Consider the following 20108-nt stretch of genomic DNA (forward strand, 5'->3'; position numbering starts at 1 on the left):
GAAACGCCCGGCTGCTGGTGAGGTGCGCGTCTCTGCCACCATGGGCACGTGACTTATTCGTACGAAGCCCCAGTCTCGCAGACGCTCTACGACCGCGCTGCCGCTGTGACACCCGGAGGAGTGAACTCTCCGGTCCGTGCCTTCGGCGCGGTGGGTGGTACACCCCGGTTCATGGTGTCCGGTGCCGGTCCGTACCTCCGCGACGCCGATGGCCGGGAGTACGTCGACCTCGTGTGTTCGTGGGGGCCGATGATTCTCGGGCACGCCCACCCGGTAGTCCTGGACGCGGTGCGGGCCGCGGTGTCCCGCGGCACCTCCTTCGGCACCCCGGGAGAGGGGGAGGTCGAGCTGGCCGAGGAGATCGTGGCCCGCATTTCCCCGGTGGAACAGGTGCGTCTGGTGTCCTCGGGCACCGAGGCGACGATGTCCGCGATCCGGCTGGCCCGCGGTTTCACCGGCCGCCCCAAGGTCATCAAGTTCGCCGGCTGCTACCACGGCCATGTGGACGCCCTGCTGGCCTCGGCGGGTTCCGGCGTCGCGACGTTCGGGCTGCCCGACTCACCCGGAGTGACCGGCGCGCAGGCCGGAGAGACGATCGTCCTGCCGTACAACGATTTGGCAGCGGTGCGGGAAGCCTTCGCCGCGCACCCCGGGGAGATCGCCTGTGTGATCACCGAGGCGTCGCCCGGGAACATGGGCGTCGTGCCGCCGCGGGAGGGGTTCAACGCCGGGCTCCGGGAGCTGTGCACGGAGCACGGCGCGCTCCACGTCTCCGACGAGGTGATGACCGGGTTCCGGGTCAGCCGGCAGGGGTGGTTCGGCCTGGACGGCGTCGTCCCCGACCTGATGACCTTCGGCAAGGTCATGGGCGGCGGCTTCCCGGCCGCGGCCTTCGGCGGGCGCGCCGAGGTCATGGCGCAGCTCGCCCCGGCCGGGCCCGTCTACCAGGCGGGCACGCTCTCCGGCAATCCGGTGGCCACCGCGGCGGGTCTCGCCCAGCTGAGGCTGCTCCACGACACCGTCTACGAGGCGGTTGACACCGCCTCCCGGCGGGTTCGCGAGCTGGTGGCCGAGGCACTCACGAAGGAGGGTGTCGCACACCGGGTGCAGACGGCGGGCAACATGTTCTCGGTGTTCTTCACCGACCGGGAGGTGCCGGACTACGCCACCGCCGCCACGCAGGAGGTGTTCCGGTTCCGGGCCTTCTTCCACGCGATGCTCGCGGAGGGTGTCTACCTGCCGCCGTCGGCCTTCGAGTCCTGGTTCGTGTCGGCCGCGCACGACGACCGGGCGATCGAGCGCATCGCGGCCGCGCTGCCGGGCGCGGCCCGGGCCGCCGCGGGGGCGACCGCCTGAGGGCGCGATGATGGGTGGCATGACCATGAGCGAACAGCCCGAGGAGTCCGAGGTGGTGGCCGGCCGGCGGGCCGGCCACGAAGCCGGTGAGAAGACCGTCGTCCATCTGGTCCGGCACGGTGAGGTGCACAACCCCGAGGGTGTGCTCTACGGCAGGCTTCCGGGCTACCGCCTCTCCGGGCTCGGACGGGAGATGGCCGACCGGGTGGCGGAACACTTCGCCGGACGGGACGTCACCCACGTGGTGGCGTCCCCGCTGGAACGCGCCCAGGAGACTGCGGCGCCGATCGCCGGGGCGCACGGCCTGGAGGTGGCGACGGAGCGGCGGCTGATCGAGGCGGCCAACGCGTTCGAGGGGAAGTCCTTCGGCGTCGGGGACGGGGCGCTGCGGCGGCCCGCGAACTGGCGTCACCTGCGCAACCCCTTTCGGCCGTCCTGGGGTGAGCCGTACGTGGACCAGGTGGTGCGGATGAAGGGGGCGCTGGACGCGGCCCGGGACGCCGCCCGCGGGCATGAGGCCGTCTGTGTCAGCCACCAGCTGCCCATCTGGATCGTCCGCAGCTTCGTCGAGGGGCGCCGGCTGTGGCACGACCCCCGTAAACGGCAGTGCACCTTGGCCTCGGTGACGAGCTTCACGTACCGCGACGACGACATCGTCTCCCTCGGCTACACCGAGCCGGCCATCGATCTGGTCCCCGCCCATTTGCGGGGTGGTGGTGCGCGAGGCGCCGGCGCCTGACAGGTCCGAGCGGGCCCGCGGGAACGCGGAAAGTGTTCCGAGCGGGGGCGGGTGGGGTCCCGAGCAGGGACGGAACCCGGACAAGGGGGGCGCGGAAGATCACGGACGGCCGCATGGGAAACTTTTCACATGATCGAGAGCCGCGTCCCCCGTCGTCGTGGAACCCGCCGCCTCACCTCCGCCCTCGCCGGGGCCGCGGCGGCTGCCCTGGTCCTGACCGGGTGCGGCGGTGAGCAGGCCGGGCCGTCCGGTGGCGGGAGCAACATCGTCCAGGGCACCGGGGTGGTCACCGAGGTCCCGGCGGGCGAGCGGCAGCCCGCACCGGAGCTGACCGGCGAGGGCACCCACGACGAGGAACTGGCGCTCTCCGACTACCGGGGGCAGGTCGTGGTGCTCAACGTCTGGGGGTCCTGGTGCGCGCCGTGCATCGCCGAGGCCCCGCACCTGGCGAAGGTCGCCGCCGACACCGCCGACCAGGACGTGCAGTTCCTCGGCATCAACACCCGGGACCGGCAGAAGATCAACGCGCAGAAGTTCGACGAACGGCACGGCATCGACTATCCGAGCTTCTTCGACCCCACCGGCAGGCTGATCCTGGAGTTCCCGCGCGGGACGCTGTCCCCGCAGGCCATCCCGACCACCCTGATCCTGGACCGGGAGGGCAACATCGCGGTCCGCGCGCTCAAGGCCCTCACCGAGGACGAACTGCGGCGCGCGCTCGACCCGGTTCTTGCCGAGGGATGACCGCCTGATGCAGGTCCTCGCCGCCCTGACGGACACGAACGAGACCGTACTGTCCGGTGCCCTGCTGATCGCGATGCCGGTCGCGCTGCTCGCCGGCCTGGTGTCGTTCTTCTCGCCGTGCGTCCTGCCGCTGGTCCCCGGTTACCTCTCCTACGTCACGGGTGCCGGCGGGGCCGACCTGGAGCAGGCCCGGCGCGGCCGGATGTTCCTGGGCGCCTCGCTCTTCGTGCTCGGCTTCTCGGCCGTGTTCGTCTCCACCGGTGCGCTGTTCGGCGGCATCGGAAACGTCCTCCATGAGCAGCGTGAGGTGCTCACCAAGGTCTTCGGCGCGCTCACGATCGTTCTCGGCCTGGTGTTCATGGGGGTGGTCACCCGGTTCGGCCAGCGGGAGCTGCGCTTCCACCGGAAGCCCGCGGTGGGGCTGGCCGGCGCGCCCATGCTGGGGGTGATCTTCGGTATCGGCTGGACCCCCTGTATCGGACCGACGCTGGCCGCGGTCCAGGCGCTGGCGTTCACCGAGGCCACCGCGGCCCGCGGTGCGACCCTCACGGTCGCGTACTGCATCGGGCTGGGCATGCCGTTCATCGTGGCGGCGCTGGCCTTCCGGCGGGCGCTGGGCGCGTTCGGCTGGGTCAAACGGCACTACGCATGGGTCATGCGGATCGGTGGCGGCATGATGATCGCGACCGGGATCCTGCTGATGACCGGTATCTGGGACCACCTCGTCTACGAGCTCCAGGTCTGGTCCTCCGAGTTCACGGTTTGGATGTGAGGGGCATGCCCGAGCGGCAGAGCACGACGCGGCCGGCGGACGGTACCGCCGGTCCGGATCCCACTCCCGGGGAGGAGTCCGCCGGGCTCTCCACGGCGCCCGCCGAGGAGGAAGCGGCGGCACCGGGGAGCGGCGGCGGCTCGTTCGGCGGTGTGCGGGCACCCGGCCTGCGGGGCTCGCTGGCCTGGACGGGCCGCGAGATCGCCGGCTGGTCCCGCTGGTTCTGGCGGCAGCTGACCTCCATGCGGGTGGCGCTGCTGCTGCTGTTCCTGCTCGCGCTCGCCTCGATCCCCGGCTCGCTCATTCCGCAGGACAGCGTGAACGCCGCGGTGGCGGCAGACTTCCGGGAGCGCAACGAAGGGCTGACCGCCGTCTACGAGCGGCTGCAGCTCTTCGAGGTCTACTCCTCGGTGTGGTTCTCCGCGATCTACCTCCTGCTGTTCGTCTCGCTCATCGGCTGCATCGTGCCGCGTACCTGGCAGTTCGTCGGCCAGCTCCGCGGCCGGCCGCCGCGCGCCCCCCGGCGGCTGACCCGGATGCCCGCGTACACCACCTGGCGCACCGGGACGGAGCCCGAGCGGGTGCTGGACGCCGCGCAGCGGGCGCTCGGGCGACGGCGGTTCCGCCGGGTCCGGGCCGAGACGTCCGTGGCCGCGGAGAAGGGCTACCTGCGGGAGGCCGGGAACCTGCTGTTCCACGTGGCGCTGGTCGTCATGCTGGTCGCCTTCGCCGCGGGGCAGCTGTACCGCACGGAGGGCGGCAAGCTCATCGTGGAGGGCGACGGCTTCACGAACACCCTCACGCAGTACGACGACTTCCAGTCCGGCCCGCTCTTCGACGTGAACGAGCTGGAGCGGTTCAGCTTCGACCTCGACGAGTTCCACGCCTCCTTCGCCCGCGAGGGCCCGGACATGGGAACGCCACGCGAGTTCCGCGCCGATATCACCTACTGGCAGGAAGGCCAGGAAGGCGAGCAGGCGTCCATCGAGGTGAACCACCCGCTGACCGTGGGCGACGCGAAGATCTACCTGATCGGCCACGGATTCGCGCCGGTCGTCACCGTCACGGACGGGCAGGGGGAGACCGCCTTCACCGGAGCGGTGCCGTTCCTGCCGCAGGACAACGCGCTCACCTCCACCGGTGTGATCAAGGTCGCCGACTACCGGGACGAGAACGGCGAGTGGGACCAGCTCGGCTTCTCCGGGTTCTTCAACCCGACCTTCCGGCTCGACAGCGAACGCGGTCCGCACTCGACCTTCCCCGACCCGGACTTCCCGGTGCTGACGCTCAACGCCTACCAGGGCAGCCTGGGGCTGGACTCCGGCCTCGCGCAGAGCGTCTACCAGCTGGAGACCCGGAACATGGAACAGCTGCGGGACGAGGACGGGGAGCCGCTCCGGGAGAACCTGGCTCCCGGCGACACCTGGGAGCTTCCGGACGGCAAGGGCTCGCTGGTCTTCGAGGGCTACGAGCGCTGGGCGAGCTTCCAGGTCTCCACCCCTGCCGCCAACGGCTGGGCCCTCATCGGGTCGCTGGCCGCTGTCGCGGGACTGGCCGGTTCGTTGCTGATCCAGCGCCGCCGGGTGTGGGTCCGGGCGGTCGCCGCACCGGAGGGGCACACGGTGGTGGAGCTGGCCTCGCTCGGCCGCACCGAGTCCTCCAGGATCCCGGAGGAGCTGGGCGAGCTGGCCGACGACCTGCTGCCGGACGCACCCGTCCTCCGCGACCCGGACCCGGACCCGGACCGCGTCACCGACCCCGCCGCCGTTCGGGACGCCGGTGACGAGTCCGGTGCCGACGCAGATCCCGCCGCCGATCCCGCTCCCGCACGGAACCCGGCCCCGGACGCCGCGCGGGTTCCGGCCCCGGGCCGAGCGCCCGGGACCCAGCCCGCCGATTCACCCGAAGGAGCAGCGTGAACCTCGGAGCCAGCACGGAACTCACCGACCTCGCCAAGCTGATGATCTACTCGGCGATGGGGGTGTACGCCCTGGCGTTCCTCGCCTACATCGCCGAGTGGGCCTTCGGCAGCCGCAGCAAGGTCGCCCGGACGGCCGCCGCGCTGGGCACCGGGGACGGCACGGACCCTGCCGGGGACGGCGCAGCTGCCCGACAGCCGGCCGTCACCGTACGGAAGAAGAGCGGTACCTCGGTACTGGAACGCCCTGAGATCGTCACCCGCTCCGCCTCTCCGAGCCGCGATCACCTCCCCGACGGCCCGGGGGCGGCCGGCGGGGACGAGCAGGGCGACATGTACGGCCGGATCGCCGTCTCGCTGACGGTGCTGGCGTTCCTGCTGCACACCGCCGGCGTGCTGACCCGCGCCGCGGCCGTCCAGCGGGCGCCGTGGGCGAACATGTACGAGTTCTCCACCGCCTTCTCCATGGTGGCCGTCGCCGGGTTCCTGGGCTTCCTGCTGGCCCGCAAGAACGTCCGCTGGCTGGGGCTCCCGCTGGTCACCACCGTGCTGCTCGACCTCGGGCTCGCCGTCACCGTGCTCTACACCGAGAGTGACCAGCTGCCGCCCGCGCTGCAGTCGGTCTGGATGTGGATCCATGTCTCGCTGGCCATCATCTGCGGCGCGTTGTTCTACCTGGGCGCGGTCGCCACCGTCGCGTTCCTCTTCCGGGACCGCTACGAGAGCAAGCTCGCGGCCGGGGGCAGGGCGGGCGCCTTCGCGACGTCCGTGCTCGAACGCCTGCCGTCCTCGGTGACACTGGACAAGTTCGCCTACCGGATCAACGCCGCGGTCTTCCCGCTGTGGACGTTCACGATCATCGCGGGCTCCATCTGGGCCGAGAGCGCCTGGGGCCGGTACTGGGGCTGGGACCCCAAGGAGGTCTGGTCGTTCATCACCTGGCTGGCGTACGCCTGCTACCTGCACGCCCGGGCCACCGCCGGCTGGCGGGGCCGCAAGGCGGCGTACCTCGCGGTCGCGGCGTTCCTGTGCTTCCTGTTCAACTACTACGGCGTCAACATGTTCGTCGACAGCCTGCACTCCTACGCCGACATCCCGGACTGACCCGCCCCCGCCGGTGAACCCCGGTGCCCGATGAACCCCGGTGCTTCGGCGCACCCGGTGCACGACACGAAGGGCCGGTCACCACGGCATCCGCCGTGGTGACCGGCCCTTCACGCACCCGCCCGGCTCCCGTCCGGCCGGCTCCCCGAGGGAGCCCGCCGAGGTGCCGGGCTACGGCTTCGGCGGGTTGTCCTGCGAGCCGCCGCTTCCGCTGCTTCCGCTGCCGCCGTCGTCGCTGTCGTCCTGGCGGAGGTCCTCGTCACGGAGGTCCTCCTCGCGACGGCGCAGATCTTCCTCCCAGCTTTCCAGGAGTTCCTTGTCGCGCGCGTTCTCCTCGCGCAGCTTGTCCTCGTTGATCGACTTCAGGAAGTCCGGGTTGTCGTCCGGAGCGAGCCACCCACCGGGACGGTGAGCCGCGGGACTCCGTCCCGGAGCACCGGCCCGGTGCGGGAAGGTCCGTTCCCTGCCGAGAAGGATCCACGCCAGCGGACCGATCCCAAAGGCCAGCACGATCACCATGATCCAGACGACCTTCGGGAGGTGCTTGATGTCGTCCTTCTTGGTGCTGATGCAGTCGACGAGGGCGTAGATGGCCAGCGCGAGCAGCGCCAGAGGCATCAGTACCCTGAGCATGATCGTCCCCCTGGGAGATGGTGAGCCGGGCCGCGGGGTGGCCCCCTGACACGGCCAAGCGTAATGCGTCCGGAATACTGAGCGGCATGGCCTACGACGACCTTCGCACACTGCTCCGGGCTCTGGAACGTGATGGTGACCTCAGGCGGGTGAAGGCCGAGGTCGATCCCCACCTGGAAGTGGGTGAGATCACCGACCGGGTGAACAAGGCCGGCGGGCCCGCGCTGCTCTTCGAGAACGTCAAGGGCTCGGACCTCCCGCTGGCCATGAACGTGTACGGCACGGACCGCCGGCTGCTCAAGGCGCTGGGGCTGAAGTCCTACCGCGCCCTCGGGGAGAAGATCGGCGGCCTGCTGAAGCCCGAGCTGCCGCAGGGCTTCGTCGGGATGCGGGAGGCGTTCGGGAAACTGGGGTCGATGGCCCATGTCCCGCCCAGGAAGGTGAAGACCGGCCCCGTGCAGGAAGTCGTGCTGACCGGCGACGACGTCGACCTCGACCGGCTGCCCGCCCTGTTCACCTGGCCGGAGGACGGCGGCTCCTTCTTCAACCTGGGACTCACCCATACGAAGCACCCGGAGACCGGGGTGCGCAACCTCGGCCTGTACCGCCTGCAACGGCATGACAAGCGCACGATCGGGATGCACTGGCAGATCCACAAGGACAGCCGCAACCATTACCAGGTGGCGGCCCGTCGCGGGGAGCGGCTGCCCGTCGCCGTCGCTTTCGGCTGCCCGCCGGCGGTGACGTACTCCGCGACGGCGCCGCTGCCCGGCGACATCGACGAATACCTGATGGCCGGGTTCGTGCAGGGCAAGCGTGTCGAGATGGTCGACTGCCGGACGGTGCCGCTCCAGGTGCCCGCGAACGCCGAGGTGGTCATCGAAGGCTGGCTGGAGCCCGGGGAGATGCGCCCCGAGGGCCCCTACGGCGACCACACCGGCTTCTACACCCCGCAGGAGCCCTTCCCGGCGCTCACCATCGACTGCGTCACCATGCGCAAGCGTCCGCTCTTCCAGTCGATCGTCGTCGGCCGCCCGCCGACCGAGGACGGCCCGCTGGGCAGGGCCACCGAACGGTTCTTCCTGCCGTTGCTGAAGGTGATCATCCCCGACATCGTGGACTACCACCTGCCCGAGGCGGGGGGCTTCCACAACTGCGCGATCCTCTCGATCGACAAGAAATACCCCAAGCACGCGCAGAAGGTGATGTCCGCGGTCTGGGGAGCGCACATGATGTCGCTGACCAAGCTGATCGTGGTCGTGGACTCCGACTGTGACGTGCACGACCTGCACGAGGTCGCCTGGCGTGCCCTGGGCAACACGGACTACGCCCGGGACCTGCTCCTCACCGAAGGCCCCGTCGACCACCTGGACCACGCCTCCTACCAGCAGTTCTGGGGCGGCAAGGCAGGGATCGACGCGACCGCGAAGTGGCCCGAGGAGGGCTACACGCGGGACGGCGGCTGGCCGGAGATGGTGCTGTCCGACCCCGGGACGGCCGAGAAGGTGTCCCGCCGCTGGAAGGAGTACGGTCTGTGACCGGTACCCGGAGGGCCGCGGTGCCCCGGGCCGGGTGGGGCGGCGGGTGTCGTCGCCCACCCGGGAAATGACGAGGGAGAGCACGCTGTGACGGATGCGCGGGCGGCTGCCGCCGATACCACCGGCATGCCGGAGTCCGGACCGGTCCGGGCCTTTCTCCGGCTGGTGATGATCGAGCACTCGGTCTTCGCCCTCCCCTTCGCATACATCGCGGCGCTGAGCGCGATGTTCCTGGCGGACGGGACCGTCCACTGGTGGACGCTGTTCCTGGTCACCGTCGCGATGGTCGGGCTGCGGACCTTCGCGATGGCCGCCAACCGGATCATCGACCGCGAGATCGACGCCCGGAACCCCCGCACCGCCGGCCGGGAGCTGGTCACCGGGGCGGTGTCGGTACGCACCGCCTGGATCGGCGCACTCATAGCCCTCGTGGTGTTCCTCGGCGCCTGCGCGCTGCTCAATCCGCTGTGCCTGATGCTGGCACCCGTCGCGGTCGGCCCCATGGTGGTCTACCCCTACGGCAAGAGGTTCACGGACTACCCGCACGCCATCCTCGGGCTGGCCCAGGCCATGGGCCCGATCGGGGCCTGGATCGCGGTCACCGGCAGCTGGTCGTGGGAAGCGGTGATCCTCGGGCTGGCCGTCGGCATCTGGATCGGGGGCTTCGACCTCATCTTCGGCTGCCAGGACGTGGCGGCCGACCGGGCGGAAGGAGTGCGGTCGGTGCCCGCCCGGTTCGGCATCGCGGCGGCCCTGTACGGGGCGCGGGGCGCTCACGCGGTCGCCCTGGCGATGCTCGTCTGGTTCGCGCTGGTCACCGGGGCCGGGGCGTTTCTCTGGGCCGGGCTGACCGTGGTCGCGGCAGCCTTCGTCTACGAGCACGCGATCGTCAAGCCGGGTGACCTGAGCCGTCTCAACCGGGCCTTCTTCACCGTCAACGGCTTCGTCGGGATCTCGCTGTTCGGCTTCGCCCTCCTCGACCTCCTCGTGCGGGGCCTGAGCGCGTAGCCCGGTGACCGGCCGGGGCCGGTCACCGGGAAGGGCCGTCCGGGTGGAACCGGCCCGGCAGCCGGGTGAGTCCGCCGCTCCGGTCAGCCCGGGCTCTCCCCGGCCGGCAGAGCCCCGTCGGCGGATGCCGATCCGGCCGCCGCGCCCGGCGCCGCGCCGGTCACGAAGTGGTCGAACTCGTTGTTCCGCACGCCGAGGACAAAGGCATCCCACTTGACCCGGGTGGTGGTCACGATCTTGTCCGGCTCGTCCGTCTGGCGGATGTGGATCAGGTCGCCCTCGCCGGCCGCGATCTCGAAGCAGTGCTCGTCGCTGCCGTCCTCGACCTCGGCGCGCACCCAGCTCAACCGCTCCGCGTCGATGCCGCTCATCGTGTTCCTCCCCTGTCGTTCCCGCCGTCCGCGCGCCGGTGCGCCCGCTCGGGCGTCACGGTACCGGGCCGGCGTCCCCTCCACAGCATCAGCACGGTCCGAACGGGGTGGCCCGAAGGGGGCGGCCCGAAAGGAAACCCGGGCCGACCAGTGAAACCCCCTTCCCTGCTGGCCGGGGCGTTCCCAAGGTGTAAGAGAATTACTCCACAAGGGCTAATTCTCCACTGGTCCGACCGGTGACCTAATTGGGTTTCGACAAGATTGCCGAGGGGTAGTTCGGTGCGGTATGTGCTGATACCAAAAGGGCAAGTGCTACCAAATCCTTCAGCTGAATGAAACTTTCAGCTACAGGCATTGACTTCCTTTCTCGCGTGCCCGAAGGTGCTCGGCATTCGCTGATTCTCAGGTCTGGAAGGGGAGTACTTCCGTGGCAAGAACGTCTGACCGGTCGTTCCTGAAGCGCTCGGCCGTCGCCACGGTCGCCTGCGGCGTCGCCTTGTCGATGGCCCTGGCCGACGGCGCTCGCGCCCAGGACGAGGGCGACAAGCACACCCTGATCGTCGGCACCTACGGGCTCGACAACATCCCGCACATGAACCCGCTGGATTCCGGCTGGCTCATCCAGGGCGAGTTCAACAACCTCATGTACGACCCGCTGATCCGCTGGAGCCAGGACGACTACAGCCCTTCGCCCGCACTCGCGGAATCCTGGGAGCCCTCGGACGACGAACTGACCTGGACCTACCGCATCGACCCGGACGCCACCTGGTCGGACGGCGAGCCCGTCACCGCGCACGACGCGAAGTTCACCTTCGACCTGCTCCGGGACAACACCACCTTCAACAGCCGCCACGGCGACCTGGTCGACAACTTCACCTCGGTGGAGGCCACCGACGACCGGACCCTGGTCATCGAGGTGGAGGAACCGAGCGCCATGATGGCCCACCTCAAAGGGGTGGCCGTCATGATCATGCCGGAACACATCTGGGGCGAGCTGGAGAACCCCGAGGACTACATGGGCGAACCCGGCCAGCCGACCTCCGGAGCCTTCCGGCTCGCCGAGTACCGGGAAGGCGAACGGGTCGTCCTGACCGCCAACGAGGACTACTGGGCCGGCCCGGTCGCCTACGACGAACTCGTCATGCAGAACTACGAGACCCCCGAGGCCATGGTCCAGGCGCTGCAGACCGGTGAGGTGGACCTCATCGGCGGGCTGAACCCTCAGCAGTACGAGGCGCTCGAAGCGGTGGACAACATCACGACCAGCACCGGACCGGGCCGCCGCCTGCAGTCCCTCGGCTTCAACACCGGGGCCCGGAGCAAGGACGGCGAAGAGTTCGGGAACGGCCACCCGGCGCTGCAGGACCCCGCGGTCCGCCGCGCCATCCACCACGTGGTCGACAAGGAACGCCTGGTCGAGGTCGCCATGGGCGGACACGGCGTGCCGGGCGTCAGCTACGTCCCGCCGATCTTCGGTGACTTCGCCTGGGAGCCGGGCGCGGACCAGGTCGAGGTGAGCGCCGAGACCGGGAACCAGCTCCTGGACGACGCCGGATACCAGGAGCGGAACGCCGACGGCGTCCGCATCGACCCGGAGAGCGGCCGGCCACTGGAATTCCGGCTCTTCTACCACTCGGACCGGCCCACCTACGCCATCATCCAGGACTTCCTGGTCGACTGGGTGGAGGAACTGGGCATCAGCCTGGAGCCGGTCGCCATGGACACCACCCCGCTCAACGAGGAGCAGGAAGCCGGCAACTACGACATCGCCTTCGGCACCTGGAGCGCCGGCCCCGACCCGGGCTCCACCCTCGTCTACCACACCTGTGACCGCCTGCCGGACGAGCCCGAGGCCACCGACCTGACCTTCTCGTTCTACTGCAACGAGGACTACGACGAGATGTACCGGGCGCAGGACCGGGAGAGCGACCTGGAAGCCCGGGCGGAGATCGTGCGGGACATGCAGAAGCTCCTCTACGAGGAGGTCCCGGCCATCCAGATGTACTACGAGAACCAGCTGGAGGCCTACAACTCGGATGACTGGACCGGCTTCGGCACCCAGCCCACCGACGACGGAATGATCCGCGAGCAGCAAGGGGCCTTCGGCTACGAGAGCGCCACCCCGGCCGGGCTCGAGAACGGCGGCGGCGAGGCCGCGGGCGACACCGGCTCCGGAGCCGCCCCCTGGGCGCTCGGCGCCGCGCTGCTGGTGCTGCTCGCAGGAGGCGGCTACCTGCTGATGCAGCGCCGCAAGACTGCCGACAAGCGGGAGTAAGGAACACACGGGCAGATGGGCATCCACCCCACCGCCCAGGTGCCTGCGTCACCCTCCGGTGGCGCAGGCACCCCCGGCGGCGACACACACCCGCACGAGACACCACACCCCGGCTCGGGCGGAGATTTCTGGCGCTTCCTGGCCGTGAAGGCATCCGGAGCCGCGGTCTCCCTGGTCCTGGTGCTCTTCAGCGCCTTCTTCATCTTCCGCGTCATCGGCGGCGACCCCGTGAAGGCGATCGGCGGGGACACCGGGCTGACCCCCGGACAACGCGCGGAGATCGAGGAACGCCTCGGCCTCAACGAACCCCTCGGCGTGCAGTTCTGGGAATACGTCACCGGAGTGGTGACCCTCGACTGGGGCACCTCCTACGTCAACAACCAGGAGGTCACCACCCTGCTGTGGGCGCGGCTCCCCAACACGTTGCTGCTCACCATCACAGCACTGCTGCTCGCCGCGGGCTTCGGCATGTGGATCGGGGCCCGGGCGGGCTGGAAACAGGGCAGCCGCTTCGAGAAATCCCAGGTCGGGATCTCCCTCGCCCTCTGGTCGGCGCCCACCTTCTGGCTGGGCATGATCGTCATCATCGTGTTCTCCGTGAAACTCGGGCTGTTTCCGGTGAACGGGATGCGCTCCGCCCGGGGAGTCGGCGACGACCTCTGGTCGCAGACCGTCGACATCGCGCACCACCTGGTGCTGCCGGCCGTCACCATGGCCGCGGTGATCTACGCGCAGTTCGTGCTGATCATGCGGTCCTCGATCCTGGAGGAACGCGGCAACGACTACCTGACCGTGGCCAAGGCCAAGGGCCTGCGGGACGACGCGGTGCGCCGCCGGCACGCCGTCCCCAACGCCCTGCTGCCCACCGTCACCCTGGTGGCCGTCCAGGTCGGCACCGTCTTCAACGGCGCACTGCTGACCGAGACGATCTTCAGCTGGCCCGGCCTCGGCCTGCTCTTCTACCAGGCGATCAGGGTCCCGGACATCCCGCTGCTGCAACTGCTGTTCATCTTCTTCGCCGGCACCACCATTCTCGCGAACATGCTGGCCGACATCCTGTACCGCTTCCTCGATCCGAGAGTGCGCAGTTCCGCATGAGCACCCACGACACGCGCGACACGCCGGAAAGCCCCGACCCACCGGACGGGCCGGGCGCGGCGGCCACCCCGGACCCGCCAGGCGGCTCCGGGGCGCGCCGGCAGGCGCCTGCGGCACTCGGCTCGGCCCGCGCCATCACCTGGACCCGCCGACGGGCCGCACTCGCGGACTTCTGGCGGCTGTACCGCAAGCAGCGCGCCGGGCTGGCCGGCCTCGGCATCCTGCTGATCATCACCGCCGCCACACTGCTCGCCCCCTGGTACACCGACGAATCCGAACTGCGTGCCGTCAACGCCCCGGGCGAACGGCTGGAACCCCCCAGCACCGCGTTCTGGTTCGGCACCGACGAGATCGGCCGGTCGATCCTGCTGCAAGTCATCTGGGGAGCCCGGGTGTCGCTGCAGATCGGCATCGTCGCGGCCGTCCTCGCCGTCGGCCTCGGCACCCTCGTCGGCATGCTCGCCGCCCACTTCGCGGGCTGGGTCTCCTGGGTGCTGATGCGACTGACCGACTGGTTCATCGTGCTGCCCAGCCTCGTCCTGGCCATCGCCCTGGTCGTCGCCCTCGGAGCGAGCCGGACCACCATCATCATCGCCATCGCCCTGACCTCCTGGGCGAGCACCGCGCGACTGGTACGCGCCCAGACCATGTCGATCGAAGGGCGCCCCTACCTCGAACGGGCCAGAGCCCTGGGCGCCGGGCACTGGCACCAGATGTCCCGCCACGTCCTGCCGAACCTGATGCCGCTCATCCTGGCCAGCGCCACCCTCCAGGTCGCCGGCGCGATCCTCTCCGAAGCATCCCTGTCCTTCCTGGGCCTCGGCGACCCCAGCCAGGTCTCCTGGGGAAACATCCTGGAACGCGCCTTCCACGCCGGAGCCATCAGCTACGGCGCCTGGTGGTACATGCTGCCACCGGGCCTCGCCATCCTCGTGGTCGTGCTCGCCTTCACCCTGTGCGGCCGGGCCATGGAATCCGTCCTCAACCCGCGGCTGCGCGGCAGCGCCTGATGGGAGGCCCCTGATGCCGGTACTGGAGATCGACGACCTGCGGATCACGTACCGCGGCTCACGCGGCGACATCCCCGCCGTCCGCGGCATCTCGCTGGCCCTGGAACCGGGGGACACTCTCGGCCTGGCGGGGGAGTCCGGCTGCGGAAAGTCCACGGTCGCCGCGGCCGTGCTCCGCCTGCTGCCGCCGGGAACCGAGGTGACCGGCCGCATCATGCTGCACGGCGCGGACGTTCTGACCATGTCCTGGGGTGAACTGCGCGCGGTCCGCTGGGCCGGTGCGTCCATTGTCTTCCAGGGCGCCATGCACTCCCTCAACCCCGTGCACCGCATCGCCCGGCAGGTCGCCGAACCCCTCGTGCTGCACGAGCGGATGTCCTGGAACGCCGCCGAGGCACGCGCCGTCCAGCTGCTCCACCAGGTCGGCCTGCCCGCCTGGCGGGCCCGCAGCTACCCGCACGAACTGTCCGGCGGACAGCGGCAGCGAGTGATGATCGCGATGGCACTCGCCTGCTCACCCCGGCTGATCATCGCCGACGAGGCCACCACCGCCCTGGACGTCATGATCCAGGCGCAGGTGCTGCGCCTGGTGAAGGACCTGGTCGCGAAGCGCGACATCGCCCTGGTGATGATCAGCCACGACCTGTCGGTGCTGGCGGACACCTGCGAGCGCCTGGCCGTCATGTACGCCGGGAAGCTGGTCGAACACGGACCCGCCCACGAGGTGTTCGCCGCCGCACGGCACCCCTACGCCCGGGCACTGTCGGCCGCCTTCCCGACCGTGGGCGACCCCGCCGAGCGGCGCAACCCCTCCGGCCTCGCCGGCGACCCGCCGGACCCGGCCGCCCTGCCCGCTGGCTGCTCGTTCCATCCGCGCTGCCCGGTGGTGATGGACGAGTGCCGCTCCGCCACGGTGGGGTTGCGACCAGCCCGCCCCGACTGGCACGCCGCCTGCCTGCACGTCCCCGACCCGGGTCAGGGCCCGTCTGCCGGGGCCGTCGGCGGGGACGGTGACGTTGCCGACGCTGACGCCGCGCACGGGCCGGCCGACCCCTCCCATCCGTCCGTGCTCACCAAGGGGGACGCATGACCGATGCCGCCGAGCCTGCCGATGCCGCCGGGCCTGCCAGTGCCGCCGGGCCTGCCGATGCCGCCGGGCCCGTCCTGAGCGGCCGGGACCTCACGGTCCGCTTCACCGCGCCCGGCGGCCGGACCGCCCGTGCCGTCGACGGGGTGAACATCGACCTGGCACCCGGCGAGATCCTCGCGCTGGCCGGGGAGTCGGGCTGCGGCAAGACCACCGTGGCCCGCACCCTCCTCGGACTGGAGAAGCCGACGGCCGGAACGGTCACCTTCCAGGGCCGGCCACTGCGCTACCGCACCAAGGACCTCAAGGCATACCGCCGAGAAGCGCAACTCGTTCTGCAGGACCCCACGGGCGCCCTCAACCCCCGCCACACCGTCTACGACGCGGTCGCCGAAGGCCTGCGCATCCACGGGCTCCACGCCAACGAACGCGACCGGGTGGCGGACGCGCTGTCCCGGGCCGGGCTGCGCCCTCCGGAGAAGTTCTTCCTCACCTACCCGCACGAACTCTCCGGCGGGCAGCGCCAGAGGGTCGTCATCGCCGGCGCCCTGGTGCTGGACCCGACCCTCATCATCGCGGACGAACCCGTGGCATCCCTGGACGCCTCCGTGCGCGGGGAGATCCTGGCTCTTCTCCTGCGACTGCGCGACGAACTCGGCCTGGCCGCCGTGGTCGTCACCCATGACCTGGGGCTGGCCTGGAACATCGCGGACCGCATCGCGGTGATGTATCTCGGCCGCATCGTGGAGGTCGGCACGGTCGACGAGGTCCTGACGAACCCGCAGCACCCCTACACCCGTGCGCTGGTCTCCGTGCTGCCCGAAAGCCCGGTGGGTGAAGCCCAGGTCCTCCTCGGCGAACCGCCCGACGCGACCACCATCCCCGGAGGCTGCCGCTTCCACCCCCGCTGCCCGGCCTTGGCCCGCGGCGACGCCCACGCCGCGGGCGTCGCGGACGCCTGCCGCACCCAGCCCCTGCCAGTGCTCCGGCCAGGAACCGGTGTCGCCTGCCACCTCGTGGACGCCCGCACGAAGGCACCCGCCCCGGCCCGCTGAGCCTCTCGGTGGGCAGTGGCCCGGGTGTGGACCGGGGTTCAGGAGAAAACCTCCCGGCCTGCGGGCTCCGGCTGGTTTCGCGCCTCAGGGCTCCTGGTGCTCCTCGCACGGGGCCCGGGCGACGGCCGCCTGCATGTAGGGCTGAATCAGTTCGGCCAGCACGCGCTCGGATTCCTCCGGGTCCTTGGGGTACTTGGCGTCGATGACGAGGGTGAAGTCCTTGAGTGTTCCGGGGACGGTGCAGGGCGTGGTGGCCATGGCCGACCCGGGCCAGACCCAGGCGTCGAATTCTCCTTCCACGCGGAGCCCGTCCGCCAGCGCGCCTCCCTCACCGACCCCCATCCCGGGATACTGCTCCTCATACGTGCCCCCGTCGGCTTGGGACAGAATGACAATATCGCCGTCCACTCTGACGGAGCAGAACCCGATCAGGGTGTGAATCGAGCTTGTCTGCTCAACGCTTTTCCCTGGAGGGAAAAGAGGTGTGTACAGTTCTTGAGGTATTGCCTGATCGCACAGCGTGTCAGGGTATGTGTAATCGACTGACGATGCGTGATTAGTGCAGCCGACCGCAAGGTTTGCGGCAAGTGAAACGACAAGGCAAGCGGTATGTCTCTTCTTTTCTCTGGGCATTTATCAGCGGTATCCTTCCAGGCGAGTAATTCCCTTATTGAATCCGCTGTGAGCGGCATTTCGTGCTGTGTCGCGCAAGTCGGCCTCAGTGTCTGCGTTTTCATTCGAAAGAGCACGCTCGACTGCAGCAACGGCGTTAGCTTCCGTGGAGTCACGGCCGGACTCGTAGACGTCGTTCGCCGCCTTACTGGCGACGCCCTCCTGATCCTTCTTGATCGAGTCAAAGAATGCAGAATTTAATTCATCGGTAATCTTTGCAACTGGTGTCCCGGCGAATGGAATATCTTTTGTTGCGTAGTCAGAAACCGCGTTCAAGCTTCGTTCAGACCATTTCTGGTAAGTGGCCACACTTGCGTCGGTGTTGAGATCATAGATTGCTGATGACCGAGCATGGGTGAGGATGCCTGCCATCTCTGCTCCGGGACTGATGGCGATGGTCACACGAGTGCTCGGAGGCACTGTTGACTCGGTTTCCCCGTTCAATGCGACGTCAACGGTAACTGCTGTGTAGGCCTGCTGTGAAGCGCTGATCGCAATATAAGCCTCTGGGGCTCTCCCTACCTGTTCGAGGAACAGTCCTACAGGGACGCCGCGCAAGTTTGCACTGTTTTCCGGCAGGGGCAGGGTCTCGGAGCCGGCAAGCGAAAACTGGAAGTCGCCCATGTACTCCGCTGTCATTCTGCCCAGCTGTGGCCGCATGAAGGCGTAGCGGCCGTCGTCGGAGATGAGCTGAGGGGTCGCGCTGAAAGTGCTGACCACCTCATGCATGACGCGGGCGCCGGCTGCTGAGGGAGGCGGGGCGTCCGGGGGCGGATCCTGGTCAGGTGGGCGCCCGATTGTCGCCGCCTCCAGAGCATCGGCCAGACCGCTGGCTTCCCAGCCGATTGCCAGCTTCCAGAAGTCAGGTGGCTGCCTGCTGTCCTCCTTCTCTCCCAGCACGTATTCGAGGTGGTCGTTGTTGGCGGGGTCAAGGATCAGGGCGGCTGCCGCCGGATTGTTGTGGGCGGCCAGACCGAGTACCTGATGCAGCAAGTCGTGCGTCACCGTCTCCCCGGCTTCATCCGTATCGAACTGATACCAGATATCCGGGTGTTTCTTCTCTGCGGAGATGACGCCGTCCGCCAGCTCGTAGAGGAAGTGCTCGCCGATCGGCGTTTCCGCGTGTTCCAGTAGATCGGTGAGCTCGTGGTAGCCGTGCCGACCCCAACGCGCCGGACCGGATCCCTCCCAACGGCCCGGATTGTCGTGGCGCTCCAGGCCCAGTTCGTGCATTTCCTCCACCCACCCCGCGTACCTTCGGCCCTCCGGCGTTTCGGACAGCCACCGTTGGTAGGCAGGGTTGTCCGGGGACACGGCTGTCAGGTGGTCGGGCGTCCGTAGCGCGGTGGCCATCGTGTTCGACAGCCCTCGCAGCATGTCGTCATGCGAAGTGCCGGAGAGGAGCATGGCGGGCTGCCCGCTGAGCCGCTCGGACAGATCCAGCATTCCCCGCATTCCCAGTGCACTCATGACGTGGTCTGCGAAGGCAGGGTCGTCGTGGTGCTGGTTCATCAAGGACGCCATACGCGCAACGTCCTGGGGCAGCAGAGATGGGTTCTGCGCGAGTGCGATGAACTCTTCTGCGTCAGCTACAGCATGCTCGGCTCCTGTTGCTTCCCAGTTTCTGTAATGGGATTCCCTGAACTCGCCGGTGCCGTCCGCAACGATCTCCCGCAATGCTCGTGCAGCCGTTGCGTCATCGTCCGTGGCGCTTTGCAGGATGCTTCCGAGCCGGGTAGCCATATCCCGCATCGCGGCCCGTGTTTCCTCCGGGATTGGATGCGAGAGACCCGGTGCGGCCTCCATGATCAGTCCCGTGACGGGGTTGATGTTGCGGTGATCGGCTGACCACACACGCCCCGTCGCGTCGATGTGCAACCCGAGAGACGGGGCGGCCTCGACACACTCTCGAAGCGCGCGGCGGTGTGCGGTCAAGTGTGAAAGCAGGGCGCGCAACAAGCGGAGCGTCGCCTCTGCCTGGCTGTGCGCGTGGCGAAATTGCTCCGCTGTACGCCGTATGTACGGAACACTGGCTCGGGCGTTCTCCCCTTGCCATTCCCTGTCGCCTGACCTCACGTGCAGTTGGGAGCGGGCTTCCTCGGAGAGCCCTTCGAGGCGCGTCACCATGGCGGACCAATCGTCAACAGCAGCAGTCAGATGACTGAGGCGCAGGTGGTAGAGCTCCTCGAACATCATTGCGGCGTGGACCCCCCAGCGCCTTCGTCCTCCAACCACCGGGACAGCGTCGACACGTAGGGGCTCGGAGCAGCCCTGTCGGGGTCCACTCCGGCCAACCCGGCAAGGGAAGACGTCCACACGTCCGACCGGCTGTCCTGGAACGCGGACACCCAGGCGTATTCGGTGGTCTCATGCGAAGTGACGGTCCCGCCCAGATGCGCGGAAATTCTGTCGCAGTCCGTGACCAGGTTCACCCGGGCGAGAGCCCAGTCACTCATGAGCTCAAGCAGCGCTGCGCCGGAGAGGGCGCCATCAGCGGCGAGGGTCTCAGCCGCGTCAGCGGTACTGACATCCGCCAGACTTCCGTGAGCGAGCATGCCGTTCCGTAAGGCGTAGGCACTGTCAGCGAGTGACTCCAGATGAGAGCCCTGCACCGACAGGTCCGGATCTCCTTCTCCCGCTGCCCCCATCGCGCAGACGCCCCCTGCTGCTCATCGTGCCAATTTCCTCACTCACGGTACCGTCCGCGCGGGCTGAGGTGCGCGGCCGT

Annotated in this window: 18 protein-coding genes; 13 read left to right on the forward strand and 5 right to left on the reverse strand. The window is 69.2% G+C overall.

The features are described from left to right. Nucleotides 1-48: 48 nt before the first annotated feature. The 6 genes from hemL to ccsB all read left to right on the forward strand — a co-directional run bounded on the left by hemL (nt 49) and on the right by ccsB (nt 6633). Entirely contained in the window at nt 49-1356 is a 1308-nt protein-coding gene (gene hemL, locus PJ985_RS10005; RefSeq protein ID WP_271683286.1) for a glutamate-1-semialdehyde 2,1-aminomutase, read from the forward strand. A gap of 25 nt (nt 1357-1381) precedes the next feature. Next, entirely contained in the window at nt 1382-2095 is a 714-nt protein-coding gene (locus PJ985_RS10010) for a histidine phosphatase family protein (protein WP_443033462.1), read from the forward strand. Between the two features lie 129 nt (nt 2096-2224). Further along, nucleotides 2225-2839 (forward strand): TlpA family protein disulfide reductase, encoded by a 615-nt coding sequence (locus PJ985_RS10015; RefSeq protein WP_271683288.1) that lies wholly within the window; start codon nt 2225-2227, stop codon nt 2837-2839. 7 nt (nt 2840-2846) lie between these two features. Further along, on the forward strand, nt 2847-3611 hold the full coding sequence (locus tag PJ985_RS10020; protein ID WP_271683289.1) for a cytochrome c biogenesis CcdA family protein: 765 nt from the start codon (nt 2847-2849) through the stop codon (nt 3609-3611). A gap of 5 nt (nt 3612-3616) precedes the next feature. Next, nucleotides 3617-5530 carry a cytochrome c biogenesis protein ResB gene (gene resB, locus PJ985_RS10025; RefSeq protein WP_271683290.1) on the forward strand — a complete coding sequence of 638 codons (1914 nt, stop codon included), beginning with the start codon at nt 3617-3619 and terminating at the stop codon, nt 5528-5530. Continuing rightward, a complete protein-coding gene (gene ccsB / locus PJ985_RS10030) occupies nt 5527-6633 on the forward strand; it encodes a c-type cytochrome biogenesis protein CcsB (protein ID WP_271683291.1) in 1107 nt (368 codons plus the stop codon). Before resB ends, ccsB begins: the two co-directional genes overlap by 4 nt. A 171-nt stretch (nt 6634-6804) precedes the next feature. On the opposite strand, the gene PJ985_RS10035 is transcribed toward ccsB, so the two are convergent. Then, nucleotides 6805-7266, reverse strand: a complete 462-nt coding sequence (locus PJ985_RS10035) for a PLD nuclease N-terminal domain-containing protein (protein WP_271683292.1) — start codon at nt 7264-7266, stop codon at nt 6805-6807. Nucleotides 7267-7352: 86 nt separating this feature from the next. Here PJ985_RS10035 and PJ985_RS10040 point away from each other — a divergent pair, with 86 nt between their 5' ends. Continuing rightward, entirely contained in the window at nt 7353-8804 is a 1452-nt protein-coding gene (locus PJ985_RS10040) for a menaquinone biosynthesis decarboxylase (protein ID WP_271683293.1), read from the forward strand. 126 nt (nt 8805-8930) lie between these two features. Further along, the gene (gene mqnP / locus PJ985_RS10045) at nt 8931-9812 is read left to right on the forward strand and encodes a menaquinone biosynthesis prenyltransferase MqnP (protein WP_271683544.1); all 882 of its coding nucleotides are present in this window, start codon (nt 8931-8933) and stop codon (nt 9810-9812) included. 83 nt (nt 9813-9895) lie between these two features. Here the strand turns inward: mqnP and PJ985_RS10050 are convergent, their stop codons facing one another. Beyond that, nucleotides 9896-10183 (reverse strand): DUF397 domain-containing protein, encoded by a 288-nt coding sequence (locus PJ985_RS10050; protein WP_271683294.1) that lies wholly within the window; start codon nt 10181-10183, stop codon nt 9896-9898. 427 nt (nt 10184-10610) lie between these two features. Between PJ985_RS10050 and PJ985_RS10055 the strand changes: the two genes are divergently transcribed. The 5 genes from PJ985_RS10055 to PJ985_RS10075 are packed head-to-tail and all read left to right on the forward strand — an operon-like array spanning nt 10611 to nt 16708. Continuing rightward, complete coding sequence (locus tag PJ985_RS10055) at nt 10611-12458, forward strand: ABC transporter substrate-binding protein (protein ID WP_271683295.1); 1848 nt, start codon at nt 10611-10613, stop codon at nt 12456-12458. A gap of 15 nt (nt 12459-12473) precedes the next feature. Then, nucleotides 12474-13556 carry an ABC transporter permease gene (locus PJ985_RS10060; protein ID WP_271683296.1) on the forward strand — a complete coding sequence of 361 codons (1083 nt, stop codon included), beginning with the start codon at nt 12474-12476 and terminating at the stop codon, nt 13554-13556. Further along, complete coding sequence (locus tag PJ985_RS10065) at nt 13553-14566, forward strand: ABC transporter permease (RefSeq protein WP_271683297.1); 1014 nt, start codon at nt 13553-13555, stop codon at nt 14564-14566. Before PJ985_RS10060 ends, PJ985_RS10065 begins: the two co-directional genes overlap by 4 nt. A gap of 13 nt (nt 14567-14579) precedes the next feature. After that, nucleotides 14580-15656 carry an ABC transporter ATP-binding protein gene (locus PJ985_RS10070; protein ID WP_271683298.1) on the forward strand — a complete coding sequence of 359 codons (1077 nt, stop codon included), beginning with the start codon at nt 14580-14582 and terminating at the stop codon, nt 15654-15656. Further along, the gene (locus tag PJ985_RS10075; protein WP_271683299.1) at nt 15653-16708 is read left to right on the forward strand and encodes an ABC transporter ATP-binding protein; all 1056 of its coding nucleotides are present in this window, start codon (nt 15653-15655) and stop codon (nt 16706-16708) included. Before PJ985_RS10070 ends, PJ985_RS10075 begins: the two co-directional genes overlap by 4 nt. An 84-nt stretch (nt 16709-16792) precedes the next feature. Here PJ985_RS10075 and PJ985_RS10080 read toward each other — a convergent pair whose 3' ends face one another. From PJ985_RS10080 to PJ985_RS10090, 3 genes are all read right to left on the reverse strand, one after another. Further along, on the reverse strand, nt 16793-17050 hold the full coding sequence (locus tag PJ985_RS10080; RefSeq protein ID WP_271683300.1) for a hypothetical protein: 258 nt from the start codon (nt 17048-17050) through the stop codon (nt 16793-16795). Between the two features lie 294 nt (nt 17051-17344). Next, nucleotides 17345-19576 (reverse strand): hypothetical protein, encoded by a 2232-nt coding sequence (locus PJ985_RS10085; protein ID WP_271683301.1) that lies wholly within the window; start codon nt 19574-19576, stop codon nt 17345-17347. Continuing rightward, nucleotides 19573-20028, reverse strand: a complete 456-nt coding sequence (locus tag PJ985_RS10090) for a hypothetical protein (protein WP_271683302.1) — start codon at nt 20026-20028, stop codon at nt 19573-19575. The genes PJ985_RS10085 and PJ985_RS10090 overlap by 4 nt, the downstream gene beginning before the upstream one ends. Nucleotides 20029-20108 lie beyond the last annotated feature (80 nt).

The organism is Streptomyces sp. ACA25 (assembly GCF_028200735.1).
Taxonomy (GTDB): Bacteria; Actinomycetota; Actinomycetes; order Streptomycetales; family Streptomycetaceae; genus Streptomyces.